12 protein-coding genes and 1 pseudogene are annotated in these 16,666 nt (G+C 43.8%); 7 read left to right on the forward strand and 6 right to left on the reverse strand.

The genetic code is table 11. The annotated features are described in order from the left end of the window. Positions 1 to 251: 251 nt before the first annotated feature. Positions 252 to 2,693: an ABC transporter permease gene (locus tag ACU01J_RS14245; RefSeq protein ID WP_481086297.1), complete on the reverse strand. Its 2,442-nt coding sequence runs from the start codon at positions 2,691 to 2,693 to the stop codon at positions 252 to 254. Continuing rightward, positions 2,693 to 3,367: an ABC transporter ATP-binding protein gene (locus ACU01J_RS14250; RefSeq protein WP_481086298.1), complete on the reverse strand. Its 675-nt coding sequence runs from the start codon at positions 3,365 to 3,367 to the stop codon at positions 2,693 to 2,695. The genes ACU01J_RS14245 and ACU01J_RS14250 overlap by 1 nt, the downstream gene beginning before the upstream one ends. Between ACU01J_RS14250 and tesA the strand changes: the two genes are divergently transcribed. The 5 genes from tesA (at position 3,366) to ACU01J_RS14275 (ending at position 9,699) form a co-directional block, all read left to right on the forward strand. Continuing rightward, positions 3,366 to 3,965, forward strand: a complete 600-nt coding sequence (tesA, locus tag ACU01J_RS14255; RefSeq protein ID WP_481086299.1) for a multifunctional acyl-CoA thioesterase I/protease I/lysophospholipase L1 — start codon at positions 3,366 to 3,368, stop codon at positions 3,963 to 3,965. The two genes, ACU01J_RS14250 and tesA, sit on opposite strands and share 2 nt — an antisense overlap. Before the next feature lie 73 nt (positions 3,966 to 4,038). Beyond that, complete coding sequence (gene fabV / locus ACU01J_RS14260; protein ID WP_481086300.1) at positions 4,039 to 5,232, forward strand: enoyl-ACP reductase FabV; 1,194 nt, start codon at positions 4,039 to 4,041, stop codon at positions 5,230 to 5,232. Between the two features lie 199 nt (positions 5,233 to 5,431). After that, complete coding sequence (locus ACU01J_RS14265) at positions 5,432 to 7,345, forward strand: sensor domain-containing phosphodiesterase (RefSeq protein ID WP_481086301.1); 1,914 nt, start codon at positions 5,432 to 5,434, stop codon at positions 7,343 to 7,345. An 84-nt stretch (positions 7,346 to 7,429) separates the two neighbouring features. Beyond that, positions 7,430 to 9,085 (forward strand): P-loop domain-containing protein, encoded by a 1,656-nt coding sequence (locus ACU01J_RS14270; RefSeq protein WP_481086302.1) that lies wholly within the window; start codon positions 7,430 to 7,432, stop codon positions 9,083 to 9,085. Positions 9,086 to 9,141: 56 nt separating this feature from the next. Continuing rightward, positions 9,142 to 9,699, forward strand: coding sequence for a GNAT family N-acetyltransferase (locus ACU01J_RS14275; protein WP_481086303.1), 558 nt, complete (start codon positions 9,142 to 9,144; stop codon positions 9,697 to 9,699). Here the strand turns inward: ACU01J_RS14275 and ACU01J_RS14280 are convergent. Further along, positions 9,688 to 10,305 (reverse strand): DNA-J related domain-containing protein, encoded by a 618-nt coding sequence (locus ACU01J_RS14280; protein ID WP_481086304.1) that lies wholly within the window; start codon positions 10,303 to 10,305, stop codon positions 9,688 to 9,690. The two genes, ACU01J_RS14275 and ACU01J_RS14280, sit on opposite strands and share 12 nt — an antisense overlap. 267 nt (positions 10,306 to 10,572) lie before the next feature. Further along, positions 10,573 to 11,412 carry an isopenicillin N synthase family dioxygenase gene (locus ACU01J_RS14285; protein WP_481086305.1) on the reverse strand — a complete coding sequence of 280 codons (840 nt, stop codon included), beginning with the start codon at positions 11,410 to 11,412 and terminating at the stop codon, positions 10,573 to 10,575. 225 nt (positions 11,413 to 11,637) lie between these two features. Between ACU01J_RS14285 and ACU01J_RS14290 the strand changes: the two are divergent. After that, a pseudogene (locus tag ACU01J_RS14290) lies at positions 11,638 to 11,781 on the forward strand (DUF2238 domain-containing protein); the annotation flags it as partial. Here ACU01J_RS14290 and cutA read toward each other — a convergent pair. Further along, entirely contained in the window at positions 11,745 to 12,065 is a 321-nt protein-coding gene (gene cutA, locus ACU01J_RS14295; RefSeq protein WP_481086306.1) for a divalent-cation tolerance protein CutA, read from the reverse strand. The pseudogene ACU01J_RS14290 and the gene cutA sit on opposite strands and share 37 nt — an antisense overlap. Before the next feature lie 11 nt (positions 12,066 to 12,076). Beyond that, positions 12,077 to 14,143 (reverse strand): DNA helicase IV, encoded by a 2,067-nt coding sequence (gene helD / locus ACU01J_RS14300; protein ID WP_481086307.1) that lies wholly within the window; start codon positions 14,141 to 14,143, stop codon positions 12,077 to 12,079. Positions 14,144 to 14,387: 244 nt separating this feature from the next. Here helD and yccS point away from each other — a divergent pair, with 244 nt between their 5' ends. Then, on the forward strand, positions 14,388 to 16,556 hold the full coding sequence (gene yccS / locus ACU01J_RS14305; RefSeq protein ID WP_481086308.1) for a YccS family putative transporter: 2,169 nt from the start codon (positions 14,388 to 14,390) through the stop codon (positions 16,554 to 16,556). The last annotated feature ends 110 nt before the right edge of the window (positions 16,557 to 16,666 follow it).

Here is a 16,666-nt window from a genome sequence, read left to right on the forward strand (position 1 = left end):
CTGTTTATAAACGACGAATAAAATCACATTTTTTGCAGGGTGAAATGAGATAATTTCACGATAAAAAAAATCAAAAAAAAACTTGACTGATAAATTGAGAATTCTGAATAAATCATCACTGTGAATAACAGCAATCGCCAACGCTTTTATAAACTGGGGCTTGCCGACGATTGAAGTTATCTACAGGCCTAGTTATCCCAAACTTTATCCACTGTTTTTGTGGATAACTAAATATCTAGGCCTGTGAGTATTTAGCCAAACGCTTTATTTACAGGGGTTAACAGCCGTTTTATAAGACTGTTCACAACTAAAGCAAGTGTGAAAAACGTGCCACTAGGTAAAGCAATCCAAAGCCATTGATGAAGGTTTGGTGTTAAGTCAAACCCATATGACATAATGGCGCCAACAACCAGTTCTGAACCAATAATTGCAATAAAACTCGCGACAAGTGCCATCAAGCCATATTCTGCCCAGATGGTTTTTTGTACGCGCTTTCGGCTCGCACCTAAGGTCCGATATAGCTGAATCTCGTCTTGTCTTTGGCCCAAACTCAATCGTAAGAGAGTAAATATCAACAATAAGCCAGACACTACACCGATTGCAGCCAACAGGGTGATTGACCAAACTATTTGAGACAGTAGTTGCTGAATCTTCTCTCCCATTACTCTGATATCCATCAGGCTCACAGTTGGGTGATGCCTAGAGAGCGCGTTTAATACTTGATTGTTAGCTTCCTCTACTCTGAAACTCACTAAGTAAGTCGCTGGAATCTCTGCCAGTACATCGGGAGTAAAGATGAAATAGAAGTTGGGCTTCATGTCTCGCCACTCAACGCTTCTTATCGAGTTAACACTAGCTGTTATCTCATGGCTATTAATAACAAAGCTAAGTTCATCGCCCACTTTTAAGCCGAAGTCACGTGCAACATCGGCCTCAACGGACACCCCTCCTTGCTTGCTCCACTCCCCACTAACGATTTCATTGTGATCAGGATTGGCGTCAGCCCAGGTAAAGTTAATCTCTCGCCTTAAAACGTCAGAGCCTTCTTCTCCTTGAGCCAACGACTTAGCGTCCTTTCCATTTATATTGACTAAACGTCCTCTCACAATCGGGTAAGCTTCTGAGCGCGACATCGCATTATCATCAAGCACCTTTAAGTAGGAGTCTTTCTCATAGGGCGCAATATTGAGCGCAAAAGCATTGGGGGCATCTGCAGGTAGGGTTCGTTGCCAATCGGTTAGTAAATCAGTTCTCACCAACCACATCGTTGACAGCAGCATTAAAGACAACGCCAACGCACCAAATTGAACGCCAGTCGCAGAGACTGAGCGGTTGATTCGACTCAGGGCTAACTTAAATGATGTGTTTAGCGGTACCTTTGCCAACAATCGAGTAATCATCACGCTAATTACTGCTAGTAAAATAAATAATGCGACCATACCACCGAGCACAATCCAAACGAACAAGTTGTCGTAGTAGGCGATCAGCATAGGGATAACTGGCACTAAAGTTAGCGCAAAACGCCTTAATCCAACTTTAGGTGATTCACCTTCTTGCATCACGCTAACAGCACTGACATTGACTAAACCAATTAACGGGATTCCTAACGCTGGTACTGCAATGAATATACTGGTGCTAATCGCAATCAAAGCAGGGGCTATACCGTAACTTGGTAGCGGATTTGGCAACAAATCGACCAAAGGAAGCCTCAGCAAAAACTCGAGACCAATGCCAAGTACAACTCCTACCACAACTGCGGTTACTAATAAGATGGTAACTTGCGTTATCAGCCAACGAATCACCCAAGCCTTACTCGCCCCTAAGCTTTTCAGCATTGCTATTGTCTTGCGACGTGTGGCGACATAATGCTGACAGGTCAATACCAGCGTTGTTGCCGCCATAATGACAACGATAGCGACAGTTAAAGAAAGGTATTGTTCGGTGCGCTGGAATACTTCATTAGTACGGCTGGCACTGTTTTGATCACGCCAACGATCACTCGGCGTAAGCTCTACATTTTGTTTAAGCTGCTCAATAACATCACTATCCCCATTAAGGAAGACGCTATAACGAACTCGGCTACCCAGTTGAATTGCCCCCGTTTTATCCAAGTCTGCAGAGTGGATAAACGCAGATGGCATTTGCTGAAATGGGTTAAAACTTAGACCCGGCTCTTCTAAAATACGTCCTGTAACGACAAAATCAGCATCGCCAACCGTGACCGCGTCACCAATCGTAACGTCAAGTTGGTTAAACAGACGTTCATCAAGCCATAGTTCCCCAGGCTTTACTTTGCCAAACACGGACTGATCATCAGTTAGCCTAAACTCCCCTTGCAGCGGATATTGTTCATCAACCGCTTTAACAGTAATAAGCTTCATGCCGTTATCACTAAATGCCATTGTGGCGAAGCGAGTTTGTGTCGTATGGGTTAATGAATAAGATTCTATTAAGTTCTCAAAAGATTCATCAATCGGATTTGCTGACACGAAAACCGTATCAGCCGTCAATGCTTCTTTACCTTGCTTTACGACCACCTGCTCCATACGTTCAGCAAGGGCGCTCAACGCAAAAATACAAGCAATGATTAGAACAAGAGCAATGGTGACAGGCCAAAGCTGCCCCTGTTTAATCTCACTTAAACTCCAGCGTATAAAGCGTTTATTTAGCTCTGCCTTTCCCTGAACAGCCATTATGACTCCTCCAACTGTCCAGCTTTCATTGTGAATATACGGTCACAACGCTGAGCCAAGTTTTGGTCGTGAGTCACAAGTACTAAAGTCGTTTCATGCTGTTTATTTAAATCGAACAACAGCTTGATGACGTTGCTTGCGGTCTGTTGATCTAAGTTCCCCGTCGGTTCGTCTGCAAATAGAATTTTGGGCTCGATCATAAATGCTCGGGCTAACGCGACTCGTTGCTGCTCGCCACCTGAGAGCTGTAAAGGTGAATGGTTAACTCGATGTTCCAAGCCAACGGAGGTAAGAAGCTCGATCGCCCTTTGCTTATTTTCCGCTTCACCTTTCAATAGGCAAGGCAGTGTCACGTTATCTAACGCACTTAAGCTAGGGATAAGTAGAAAGCTTTGAAATACGAATCCAACAGATTCGCTTCGAATGGCTGCTCTCGCTTCGTCATCTAAGGTATGCAACTGCTGCCCCAGTAAGTCAACCTCCCCTTTTGACGGCGTATCTAGCCCTGCAAGAAGCGTCATCAGCGTCGACTTGCCCGCACCAGACGTTCCAACTATCGCAACACTCTCACCAGATTTTATGTCTAGGCTCACATTATCAAGGATTGTTAATTGTTCCTGATTAGTAGAGACTACTTTAGATAATGATTCTGCTTTAATTACGGATGTTTGCATGTTTCGACGACTTTCCTTTCTAGTTTTAATTCTTGTTCTAAATCCTGCATACAGTAAAACGTTAATGGTATTGGGCGATAGCTTAAGTGCCGGATACCAAATGCCAATCGCTGAAGCGTGGCCTTCTTTGTTACCTGCTGACCTAAAGAGTAGAGGCCAAACAGTTACTGTAGTGAACGCGAGTATTTCTGGCGATACCACTGGCAATGGTTTGGCTCGTCTGCCTAACCTTCTTGAGCAACATCAACCAGACTATGTTTTGATTGAACTCGGGGCAAACGACGGTTTACGTGGTTTTCCTCCCGGGCTAGTTCAAAACAATCTAACACAGATCATACGTTTGATTAGAGAATCAGGTGCAAATCCATTGCTGATGCAAATTCACATTTTGCCCAACTATGGTAAACGTTACACAGAAGCATTCTCTGCAGTCTATCCTGCGGTCTCTCAATCCCTTGATATTCCACTACTGCCATTTTTCCTTGAAGGCGTGATCATAAAGCCAGAATGGATGATGGATGACGGACTTCACCCTAAGCCTCAAGCACAAGCATGGATATCGGACTTTGTAGCTGAGCAGCTAATTAATCACCTCTAATTGCCCTAGCTCAATAAACTTTACAAAGCTTTACGCTAACTTAATTCGTACGCTTTCTTTTAAAGGAATAACTATGATTATTAAATCGGTAATAGATGGAGTTGTCGCTCGTACCGCTCACCCACTCGGGTGTGAAGAAGCAGTACGTCAGCAGATAGAATATGCTCAATCATCTCAACAAATTGTCGATGGCCCTAAGCGTGTTCTTATTATTGGTGGCTCATCAGGGTTTGGCTTAGCTTCACGTATTGCCCTGACCTTCGGCGGTTCCAAAGCTGACACCATTAGTGTCTCATATGAAAAAGGCCCTTCTGAAAAGGGTGTGGGCACAGCTGGTTATTATAACAATCACTACTTTAAAAAGTTTGCTGAGCAAGCAGGTCGTACCGCGGTCAACATTCAAGGCGATGCGTTCTCACCAGAAACCAAGGCTCAAGTCGTTGAAGCGATAGAAACCTATTTTGAGGGCGAAGTTGACCTCATCGTTTACAGTCTGGCTAGTGGTGTTCGCCACGACTCAGGCAAAGTGTGGCGCTCAGTAATCAAACCTATTGGCGAGCCTGTTTCAGGGTCAACGCTTGTGCTTGAAAACGATCAGTGGCAAGACTCAACCCTAACACCGGCATCAGCAGATGAAGTGGATGCAACCGTCAAAGTCATGGGCGGTGCAGACTGGGAAGCTTGGATTGATGCGCTTATCAATTCGGAGTCTATTGGCTCTGGGTGCAAAACTATCGCTTTTTCTTATATTGGTCCTTGTGTCACCCACCCAATCTACCTTGAAGGGACATTAGGGGCAGCCAAAGCCGATTTGCATCAAACCAGCCATTCACTCAATCTTAAGCTCGCGAATTTTGACGGCGGCGCGTACGCAACTGTGTGTAAGGCGTTAGTCACCAAGGCGAGTGCATATATTCCAGGGTTTAGCCCTTATATCACAGCCCTCTTCAAGGTAATGAAAGAGAAAGGCACTCATGAAGGTTGTATTGAACAGATGCAACGCCTTTTCACGACTAAGCTATACAACGTTGACCATGTTCCTGTTGATAATGAGCGCCTGATTCGTATCGATAACTTTGAACTTGATCCAGAGACGCAAAAAGAAGTGAGCGGATTGCTGGCTCAACTCAACGAAACCAACTTTATGCAACTTGCTGATTACGAAGGATTTAAGAGAGAGTTTTTGAATCTGAATGGATTTGGTTTTGACAACGTTGACTACACAAAGAAAGTTGATATTGATAGTTATATAAGTAAAAGCTTATGATTTAAAAGCTGTCTTATTTTTGATACAAGCTCACACAAAGGCCCTTAAGCTCAGCTTAGGGGTTTTTTTTATCGGTTTGGTCATGCATCCTTAACCTAACCCACGCGATAAGTGGTTTCATTATAATTATACCGACTATTATTAGATTAATCAGAGCAAGGAATGCTCTTGTTGGTCAAATTGCGCATAGGGATTTTGTATGTCCAAACTGAACACAAGTAACATGGTCGTTCCTGACGAGTTAGCTTCAGGATGGCAAGAAGTTGTGAATCTATTAGCAGAAATCATCTCCGTTCCGGCGGCTCTGATTATGCGCGTTCATCAGGATCATATCGAAGTATTTTCCGCAAACAATAACCGTAAGCATCCCTACCATATTGGCGATACCGAAACATTGGGCCACGGCCTCTATTGTGAAACCGTCATTAACGAGAATCGCCAACTGTTAGTGCCAAACGCCGAAATTGATGACGAATGGTGTAACAATCCTGATATGCACTTTGGACTTCTTGCTTATTGCGGCTTACCCCTTCAATGGCCTAATGGTGATCCATTTGGCACTATCTGTGTGCTTGATGATAAAGAAAATCACTTTTCGACCACTTACCAGCAGCTCCTCAACGCATTTAAAGTCTCGGTTGAAGCGCAATTAAAAACGGTATATCAAAACCATCACTTACAGCAGTTAAACTCTGAGCTCGAATCTAGGGTCACAACTCGTACTCAAGACTTGGTCGATTTGAACTACTCACTTAACTTAGAAATTGATAAACGAAGAGCGGCTGAGCGTACTATCCGTTACCAGAAAAAACATGATCTTGGCACTGGCTTTCTTAACCGTATCGCGCTTGAACAACATACTAATCAGATGCTTGCTACGTTAACGCCCCATTCAACACACAAAATTGGTGTTATACATATCGGGTTTACTAACGGTCGCCGTATCCAAGCAAAACATGGTTACGCGATGTGGGAGAACATCCTGATTGAGTTTAAACAGCGCCTGACCTCCCATAGTAACTATAAGTTGGTGACTGCTCGTCCCCGTTCTACCGATTTAGTGTTTGTTTTTGAGAGTCATAACCTAGACGAAGACATCAATCAATTATGTAGGGAATTAGTAGAAGTCAGTCAATCTGCGTTTTATCTTGATGGAGAACATCTGCACTTACATAGCTATATCGGCATAGCGAGCTCAGATGATACTTCGAACTCAAAAACCTTACTCAAATACGCGGTTGGCGCGATGCAGTCCTGCAAGGACTCAGGACATAAGTTTAGCTTCCACTGCCAACATATCTCTGATACTCAAAAGAACATCAATCAATTAGAAAGCTACCTACTCCAAGCTGTACGAAATGATGATTTGCTACTTTACTTCCAACCCAAAGTGTCACCGAAAACGCATAAGTGGATCGGCGCAGAGGCCTTAATTCGTTGGCGTCATCCAATTCTTGGCGACATCTCTAATGAAACGTTAATTCACCTAGCTGAACAAAATGGTCTTATCTTTGAAGTTGGTAGTTTCGTATTACGTTCTGCGATTCAAAAAGCGGCTGAATGGCGTGGGAAAGTTCAAGATTTCAAAGTGAGTATCAATGTCTCTGCCGTGCAATTACAAAGCCCTCAATTTACCACTCAGATAGAAGATCTATTGGCAGCCTATCAATTACCTGGCTCCTACATAGAACTTGAGATTACTGAAAGCGGATTGATTGCTGATGAAGTGGTCGCCAAAAACACCTTGCAATCATTAAGCGACCTCGGAGTGACGTTGTCACTTGATGACTTTGGTACTGGCTACGCTTCATTCAACTATCTCAAGAAGTTTCCTTTTGATGCGATTAAGGTTGACCGTAGCTTTGTGCAACAACTCGACACCAGCGAAGAAGACAAAGAGATTGTGCGTTCAATAATCAGTATCGCTAAGAAACTCGATCTTGAAGTTACGGTTGAAGGTATCGAAAACCTAGAGCATGAGGCATTTATTCTCAGCGAAGGATGTGATGTAGGCCAAGGCTATCTTTACGGTAAACCTATGCCTTGCGATGAATTTGAAAACAGTTTGATCAATCAAAACTATCGACCGGAACATTATGCCTACTCTTCTTAATAGATAATCAGTAAGGTCTTTACTCTCAGGCGTGCGATTCCTATAATCCTCGCCTTTCCTGTTCTCAATCAGTGATACCTCTTTATGGACCAACTTACCGCCACCTTAAAAAAAATCGAAAAACAGAACTATCGTGCATATCAGCAAATCAAAGGCCAATACGATTTCACTGATTACACCTTTTATATCGATTATGTACAAGGCGACCCATATGCCTCTGCATCACGCGTACGAGCGGTAAGACCTTGGTCTGTGACTGGTCTCGCTTGGTTACGTGATAGGTCTGATGCTTACCAGATTGCGGCGCGCGACTTCATTGCTCGCAGTTTTGCTGAGTTTGCGAAACAGGAACAAAGCATCGATATCGCGTTAACGGGTCAAACGGTACTCGATAGCACGGCGGTATTGTTTACAGAGCAAGGTATCGAGCTTCGTTTTAGAGTTAATCTACCTGCAGAAGGTCGATCAGTTCTTGGTAAGAAGACCGACAACATCCTAACGTTCCATCTGCCTAAATTCATTCGCCGCGCAACGTTAGAGCGTGCGCTAGACAAAGACGCGTTGATCAAACATTGCCAAATCATCGAAGACCAAGTCACTATGCGTGAGCAACTTGATGATAAAGGATTGATTGCTTTCGTGGGGAATGGCTCAGTTCTGCCACGTATCGCAGGCAACTGTGATTTACCAATGAAAGATGCAGTTGCCTTCAATGCGCCTAAATCACTGGAAGTGACATTGACGACACCTAACCAAGGTAAAATCTCCGGTCTTGGTATTCCAAAAGGCATCACATTGATCGTTGGTGGTGGTTTCCATGGTAAATCAACCCTACTAAATGCAATTGAACGCTCTATCTACAACCATATTCCAGGTGATGGTCGCGAATGGATTGTGACGAATACCGAAGCAATGAAGATCCGTGCGGAAGATGGACGCTGTGTTCACAACTTAAACTTATCTAACTACATTAACCACCTGCCGATGGGTAAAAATACCGCCGACTTTGCTACTCAAGACGCGTCAGGCTCTACATCTCAAGCAGCTTGGCTCCAAGAGTCTATTGAAGCTGGCGCACAAGCAATGCTGATTGATGAAGATACATCGGCAACTAATTTCATGATTCGTGATGAACGCATGCAGGCCTTGGTATCTAAGGGTGACGAGCCGATTACCCCACTGGTTGATCGTATCGGTCAATTAAGAGATGAGCTTAGCGTTTCAACCGTTATTGTTATGGGCGGCTCAGGTGACTACTTGGACGTCGCTGATACTGTTATTCAGATGCATGATTACCAAGCCTTAGACGTAACAGAAAAGGCTAAGCAGGTTATTGCTCAGCACCCTACTCAGCGTGCCAATGAAAGTGAATCACTGTTAGAGACGTTTCCTCCACGCCAGTTAAACTGCGCTTCACTGCAAAAGATTCTCGCTGAAGGCAAGTTTCGAATTTCTGCTAAAGGAAAAGATTCGCTACGCTTTGGCAAAGAGTTCGCAGATTTAAGTGCTCTTGAGCAGTTGGAATCAACGAGTGAGTTGCAGGCGATTGGTTGGGTTTGGTTCCAGCTAGCACAACAGGCAGGTTGGTCTAAGAACCCTGCAAAAGAGGTCGCAAAGCAACTGGAAGGTGATTGGTCGAGCCTAATGCCTAATCAAGGTGATCTTGCGAAACCACGCACATTAGATGTTATGGCAGCACTAAACCGCATGCGTAAGTCGCAGTTCAAGCCATCGCATTAACAGTTAACTCGTTTTTCATGTATAAAAGCGCCTAATATGGCGCTTTTATTTTTTGTATGATGAAGAGTTTTACCCTTTCGACCGAACGTTTCCTATTAAGAGACTTTACCAAAGCCGATGCGGCACGCTACGTTAATCAATGCCAAGATCCCAAGTATCAGCGGTTTTATAGTGAAGAGGATTGCTCTGAGGAAAAATCGCTTCATTTGGCTGAACTTTTCAGACAACAGGCGTTTGAAACCCCGCGCACTCAGTACCATTTAGCCATAGTTGATAAAGCGACCGGGCAATATATTGGTATCGCAGCATTAAGAGTGGAACCGGACAAGCAAGCTTCGATAGGCTGTGGCCTTGTCAGAGGTTATCAAGGAAAGAAGATAAGTGAAGAGGCCATGAGTGCTTTGCTCTCATACGGATTTAACCACTTGGATATTCACCGAGCATACGCAGAAACATTAAGCCAAAACAAAGCAGCTATCCGACTATGTCAGCGCTTAGGTATGCGAGTTGAAGCTCAGTTTTTACAAAACAGATACTTTAAAGAGTGTTGGTGGGATAGCACCGTACTGGCGATTTTGCGCCAAGAATGGTTAGACAGACACCTAGTGCCTTAACACATTCCAAGCTTCACACAGGATTCTAAACTGTTCACTATTGCCTGATTGACGATCTGGGTGCCACTTGAGCGCTAATCGACGCCACGTTTTTCTAATTTCCGTTTGGCTTGCGTCATGTGGCAATTTAAATAGGCTTAGCGCTTTCGCCCTATCCATATCTTTACCATTTGTACTACCGACAAACTCTCGATAACGCGTCCAGAACTCGTTCAATAGGCGCTTCACCTCTCCTTCTTCCGCTTCGTAGTTAAGCCAATCAAGATAGTAATCGCGCAATGGGTCACTATGGTCAACTTCATGACCAAACACCTGTTGACTTGACATTAGCACTATATCCATCGCTTGTACTTGCAGCCAGTTATCCGGATATAGGGTCTCTTGAAGTTGATAAAGCGCGTTCATAATTAGGAAGTTTCGCTTGAATAAGTCCTTCTCAGGTCTCGCATCAAGCAATGGCATGATTTCAATTTCAGTCAAGTGAGAAGCGAGCGTATGTACCTTCCATCCACTCGATTGGTTCCTCAGTACCTCAAGGATTGGCCAGAGTAAGGGGTTTTCCATGTACTGCTGAAACTGCGCAGCGACGCCTGATTGTTGTGACATACGGTTAACTAATTATTGAACGTACTTTAATTGAAATTCACCCGAGGCTATTTGTCGAGTATAGAAAGAGTAAACAGGAATATTTTCTACGTTTTTGAGAGTTTACTCCCTAACAACGATGTATGTTGGACAGTTTCAAGAAATGGCAAAAATAATGGTGCAACAACCTCTCAGTGTTATCAGACACACCTTCAACAAAAAAGCCGGAGATATCCATTATCGATATCCCCGGTCCTACGACATTCGTTACCGACTAGTTATTAGCGTTTAGATAACACCAAGCTCTCTTAGACGTTCCATTAGGTAGCTATCTGCCGTGTAGCGCTCAGATAAAACAACTTCTGGTTTCGGGTGCAAGAACAGAGGCAGTGAAATACGTGAATGCTCTTGGCGCGCACCAGTTGGGTTAATCACTCGGTGCGTTGTTGATGGGAAATAACCACCTGATGCTTCTTGAAGCATATCGCCAATGTTAATGATCAAATTGCCGAAGTCACATGGTACATCTAACCAATCACCATCTTTGCTTAATACTTGCAGACCAGGCTCATTCGCCGCAGGTAGTACCGTGAGAAGGTTAATATCTTCATGAGCCGCTGCGCGAATCGCACCTGGCTCTTCGTCACCAGTCATTGGTGGGTAATGAAGGATACGTAGCAGTGTTTTTTCACTACCATTGATCATTTCAGACAGGGCAATAGAGAATTTTTCCTGAACGTCTGCAGGAGCATGCGCTTCGACCCAACCTAGCAACTCTTCTGCGAATGCATTAGCGCGGCTGTAATAATCTAAGATCTGCTCTTTCAACTCTTCTGGGATCTGACCCCAAGGGTAAACGTGGAAATACTCTTTAATGTCTTTAACAGTGTGCCCCTTGGCAACTTCAGAAACATTCGGTGGGAAGTAACCATCTTGAGTTTCAACATTAAAATGGAACTCTTCTTTTCGCTCTGAAGTGAAGAACTTGTACCAATTTTCGTAAATTGACTCTACAAGCTCTTTTGGAATTGGGTGATTTTTCAGTACACCGAAGCCCGTTTCACGGAGAGAGGTAACAAATAGCTCGGCAGCATTTTCAGCTTGATAATCGACAGTTTCCAGTTTCATGACTTTACTTTTTAATAGTTATGTATGTGAAACGCAGATTGTAAATGTGACATTTTAGTAAAGCAAACGATAAACCGAATACGCATTTCATTTGCATTAAGAGTGTGCATGGTGACGACTTTTCAACAAGAACTGTAATTAGCTAGGTCGACTAGCGTAGATTACAATTGTACAGCGTTTTATTAAATGCTATGTCGAATGGGGTATGCTGCCCTCGCCAGCTGAGATGAGGGCATTGCATTTTTAGGTTCGCAAGGAGATATTTGGGATGCTCAAAAAGATATGTTAACGGATACCTTAGGGGCAATTTCATCGCTGTTATTGTTCACCGCTCAGCAACGTGTGTTTTGCTCAATCCAAGTTAGATAAGGGTTAAAGCCCTCAATAAATGGCACCTGCACCACTTGTGGGACATCATAGCTATGTTGTTCCACAATCACTTGCTCGAGCTCTGCATAACAAGCTTTCTTTGTTTTCATGATGAGTAGCGTTTCTTTATCTGAGCACACTTCATCTTTCCAAACGTAGTGACTCTCAATTGGCATCGCTTGAATACACGCAGCTAACCCACGTTTTAATACCTGTTCGATGATTTCTTTACGGTTACTTTCCGTATTTGTCGTGGTTAATACAATACAAAACTGGCCGCTCATTAGATCCTCAATTATTTCGAAACCGTCACTGGGTACTCTTGTTCAATTAACTCTTTTACAAAACATGAGCCTGAACCTGAGTAGGAGACCCAAACTTTTCTCTTTGCTCTGGTTAATGCTACGTAAAACAGTCGTCGCTCTTCAGCATAAGCAAACGTATCTTTCGATTTCGTCAATGCGTCGCTTAAGTGTAACGCTTTAACCCTTGCTGGGAACTGGCCTTCATCAACGCCAACAATAATAACGAAATCCGCTTCTTTACCTTTACTGGCATGGCAAGTCATAAAATCGATCTTCAGTAAGGCGAAATTTTTCTGCCAATCTGAAAGAAGCTCGGGCTTGTGGTAATGATTTCGTCCGAGCAGCAACACACTTTGGGTTGATTTAGCACTACGGTTCAATTTATCAAGAACTTTCTCTACATTATTGCTCGGGATTAAATTAACCGCTTTAGCTTTCTGTTCTTTGTGACTATTAAGCTCTTTCTCTATTTGGGCTGGATTTTGTTGTACAAAACGATTAGCCACTTCCCCGATTTTGCTATTAAAGCGATAAGTCGTGTCTAGGTAGTGCACCGTAGAATGAGGGAAACGCACATCAAAGCCAGTGATTAAATCGACGTCTGAACCAGCAAATTGATAAATGGACTGCCAGTCATCACCCACCGCGAAGAGCACGCAATGTTGGCCATCGTTTTGTTGGCATAACGCTTCGACAAGTTGCAAACGCTGAGGAGAAATATCCTGATATTCATCAATCATGATATAGCGCCAAGGAGATTTAAACTTACCGCTTTTGACATGCTGAGTAGCTTTCGAAATCATCAAATTGAAATCGATGTGCCCCTGCTCTTTTAGTTGCTGCTGCCAAGCCTGATAGCATGGCCACACTAAACCGAGTTCACTGTTTAAGCGCGTGTACTCTGAATTATCCACCAGCAGTTGCTGAAGCTCTTTTTTCGTGAGACTCATTGTCGCTAATTGAGAAACTTGTTTTTCAAGCCAAGCAATCAATTTCGGGTTTTCTACGTGGCTACCTAACTCTTCATCACCCGCTAGGTAAGCAATAGGCCATTTAGACAGGTGTTTTTGCCAACGTTTAAAGTTGGTTGGCGTCATCCAGTGTTTTTTCAGCCAATCAATATACCAGTTATGACGTTGGTTATCGTCAGAGACCAATGGCGACAAGATTGCCCCCTGACCATCGACCTGATTTAAGATAGAAAGACCAAGTTGGTGGAAAGTATTAACTTTGATCCCTTCCGTACCACTGCCAATTTTATCGCTCAATCGCTGGCTCATTTCCGACGCAGCATCTCTGCCAAAGGCCAACATCAGTATGTCACTGGCTTGTGCTAAGTGGCTTTGTAATAAGTATGCGACTCTTGCTGTCAGTACGCTGGTTTTACCCGAGCCTGCACCGGCAAGAATTAGATTGTTATCATCGTTTAGCAGTACAGCACGCTTTTGGCTTAAATTAAGGGGGGAAGATTCAATCTGGGAGAAAAGAACTTGCCAGTTTTCTAACTCATTAGCCATCCACTCATCGTTACGTTGTGGTAACGCACCATTTTCTTCTACCAACCACGACTCGATATCTTTCATTCGATTGGGCATACGCAAGCATGCATCCTCAAGGTCCATTTCCATAGAGTCGAAATCGCTGTTCAGGTTCGTACGCCACTCATCCAGTGCAGAGTGCGTAAGAAAGGACGGCTGATAGCGAAGAAGATTTAAGCTCTCTTCCCACTTTGGTAAGTGCTCCAATAGCTGAACACACTGTCTCTTATGCCACTGCTGATAAGTCGCTACGGCGAAACGAGCAAATTCACGGCATTTGGATAAAGGAAGACCTTGGACTAGCCAAGCTTGCTCAGTGCCCTGTTCACTGTATGCATAGAAGAGTAAACTACCCCAAACTAGGCCATTTTTAACTTGTACTCGGCCGTTCCATACGTTGAATGGAATCGTCTCTTGGCGAGTTTCTGAATTTAGAATGAGCGCATCTTGGGTGATTTCAATTTGATTGTATTCGCGTTGGATGAAAAACTGTGCAGTCTTGTTTGCTGTTAGCTGCATTATCTCTAAGCCTTTAAATTCCCTTGCAAACATCATAACGCAATTGATTTTGCTTGTGACAAAATAAAGACAAAAATATCGGACTATTGAGCATGACGCCAATTCGTACTGAGTTGATGATGAATAGTCAAGGCCCAAACTGGGTAAAACTTCATCAAACTCTTCGGTATCTTTATTTGGATCAGGGCGTTACGATAGACAAATCGATACATTGCAGACAAACATCGGTCAAAAGTAGTTTCTAGTGAATTTTATTAGCCAGTTGCGCCATCATTGGGCGAACAAAACCATCAACTATAGCTTTTTGATATTAATTGCCTTGCTTGGGGTTGTGATTCCCGCTTGGCACTTTCAGCTAAACTCGCTGATCATTCCGTTGATCCTCGGCATTATCGCCGCAGCGCTGGCAGAAAGCGACGACAGTTTCACTGGTCGACTTAAATCTCAATCTCTCACTCTTATCTGCTTTGCCATCGCTTCTTTATCGATTGAACTTCTGTTCAGTACCCCATGGCTTTTTGCTCTAGGCCTGTTTAGTTCGACATTTGGCTTCATCATGCTTGGTGCAATTGGTCCACGTTACGCAAGTATCGCATTTGGCTCACTGCTTATTGCGATTTACGCCATGCTTGGCGCGCATGAAAGTACCAATCTATGGTTCCAACCCTTAATGCTACTAACAGGTGCCGCGTGGTACTATTTCGTCTCAATGATTTGGCATGCGTTTTGGCCAATGCAGCCTGTACAGCAGAGCCTTGCGAATGTCTTTTTGCAAATGGCGAACTACTTTGATTCTAAAAGCCAGCTGTTTCATCCCGTGAGCATTATGATTCCTCAACCTCACCGCATTGCTGAAGCGAAACTCAATGCCGCAACGGTAAATGCTTTGAACTCTTGCAAAGCAACGTTTCTCAGTCGATCTAAGCGTGGTCACGTAGATGGAGCAAGTGACCGCTTTCTAAATATCTACTTTCTTGCTCAAGACATTCATGAACGTATCAGTTCGACGCACTACCGTTACCAAGAGTTAGCCCATCATTTCGAGCGTTCTGATGTATTGTTTCGATTCAAACATCTGATGGAAACACAAGCTCAATCATGCCGAGAAATCGCTGAAGCCATTTTATTGGGTAAGGAATATCAACATAACGATGGCTCGGTTATCGCTCTTGATGAGCTGCAAAATTCACTCAATTATCTGCAGGAACAAAGGAACCCTGAATGGCGCTTATTGCTTGGGCAGTTAGGCTACCTATTTAATAACCTCGCGACGGTCGAAAAGCAGCTCAGTAACGTCAATAACCCTGACACGAACCAACTTGAAGAAGATGTTTTAGATGATACCGAGGCTCACTCGATTAAAGCGATGTGGGTGAAAATAAAATCTAATTTCAGTAAGGATTCAATGCTGTTTAGGCATGCTGTTCGTATGTCGATTGCATTGACTGTCGGCTACGGTATTATTCAGTTATTCGATATTGAACGTGGCTATTGGATTTTGCTTACGACATTGTTCGTCTGCCAACCAAACTACAGTGCAACCAGACAAAAACTCGTCGCGCGAGTTCTCGGCACATTTGCGGGTCTATTTATCGGTGTACCTCTTTTAACGTTCTTCCCGTCGCAAGAGAGTCAGTTGGTCTTTATAGTCGTCTCCGGCGTTGCCTTCTTCGCATTCCGCTTAGCCAACTATGGCTATGCGACTGGCTTTATTACGATACTGGTTCTGTTTTGTTTTAACCAACTTGGTGAAGGTTACGCGGTTGTACTACCAAGGTTAGCTGATACGTTAGTTGGCTGCGCGTTGGCTGTAGCCGCCGTTGCTTTAATTCTACCTGATTGGCAGTCTAAGCGATTACACAAAGTGATGGCAGACGCCATAGAGGCAAACAAGAATTACCTTGCTCAGATTATTGGCCAGTATCGCATCGGCAAAAAGGACAGCTTGCCTTACCGTATCTCTCGTAGAAGTGCACACAACCAAGATGCTAACCTAACCAATGCCATTAGCACGATGTTAGCTGAACCTGGTCGCTATCAATCGGCTATCGATGAAAGCTATCGTTTCTTAACCCTTAACCATGCCCTGCTTAGTTACGTTTCTGCACTCGGTGCGCACAGAACCCAGATTGCGGATGAAGCGACACATAAACTGATCCTTGATGCGCACCGCGTGATCCACCAGCATTTGGACATTCTGTTTGCTCAACTCAACCAGCACTGTGACACTTGCGATACCAGTGATATCGATGACCCAGCACTAGAGCAACGCCTAGCAGAGTGGCGTGATGAGGACGATAGCTCCGTTCGTATGGTGTTACAGCAACTTCACTTAATCTATCGCATGTTGCCAGAGTTACATTCGTTAGCGAGTAAGTTTGCCGTCAGAGTAAACCATAGCGATCAGCAATAACCTAGCCTATCCGTCTGTTTCGTTACGTAACCGATTTATCATCATCGGTTACGTAATTCGTTCAATTCATAACCGCCCCACTTACTCTTTACACGCCCTGACATTGTTCA

It is taken from the genome of Vibrio sp. 2433-A1, from assembly GCF_056726085.1.

Bases quoted from the DNA above. Each gene is read 5' to 3' on its own strand.
- ACU01J_RS14245 (WP_481086297.1), bottom strand. From the start codon at position 2,693: ATGGCTGTTCAGGGAAAGGCAGAGCTAAATAAACGCTTTATACGCTGG.
- tesA (WP_481086299.1), top strand. From the start codon at position 3,366: ATGTTTCGACGACTTTCCTTTCTAGTTTTAATTCTTGTTCTAAATCCT.
- ACU01J_RS14250 (WP_481086298.1), bottom strand. From the start codon at position 3,367: ATGCAAACATCCGTAATTAAAGCAGAATCATTATCTAAAGTAGTCTCT.
- fabV (WP_481086300.1), top strand. From the start codon at position 4,039: ATGATTATTAAATCGGTAATAGATGGAGTTGTCGCTCGTACCGCTCAC.
- ACU01J_RS14265 (WP_481086301.1), top strand. From the start codon at position 5,432: ATGTCCAAACTGAACACAAGTAACATGGTCGTTCCTGACGAGTTAGCT.
- ACU01J_RS14270 (WP_481086302.1), top strand. From the start codon at position 7,430: ATGGACCAACTTACCGCCACCTTAAAAAAAATCGAAAAACAGAACTAT.
- ACU01J_RS14275 (WP_481086303.1), top strand. From the start codon at position 9,142: ATGATGAAGAGTTTTACCCTTTCGACCGAACGTTTCCTATTAAGAGAC.
- ACU01J_RS14280 (WP_481086304.1), bottom strand. From the start codon at position 10,305: ATGTCACAACAATCAGGCGTCGCTGCGCAGTTTCAGCAGTACATGGAA.
- ACU01J_RS14285 (WP_481086305.1), bottom strand. From the start codon at position 11,412: ATGAAACTGGAAACTGTCGATTATCAAGCTGAAAATGCTGCCGAGCTA.
- cutA (WP_481086306.1), bottom strand. From the start codon at position 12,065: ATGAGCGGCCAGTTTTGTATTGTATTAACCACGACAAATACGGAAAGT.
- helD (WP_481086307.1), bottom strand. From the start codon at position 14,143: ATGCAGCTAACAGCAAACAAGACTGCACAGTTTTTCATCCAACGCGAA.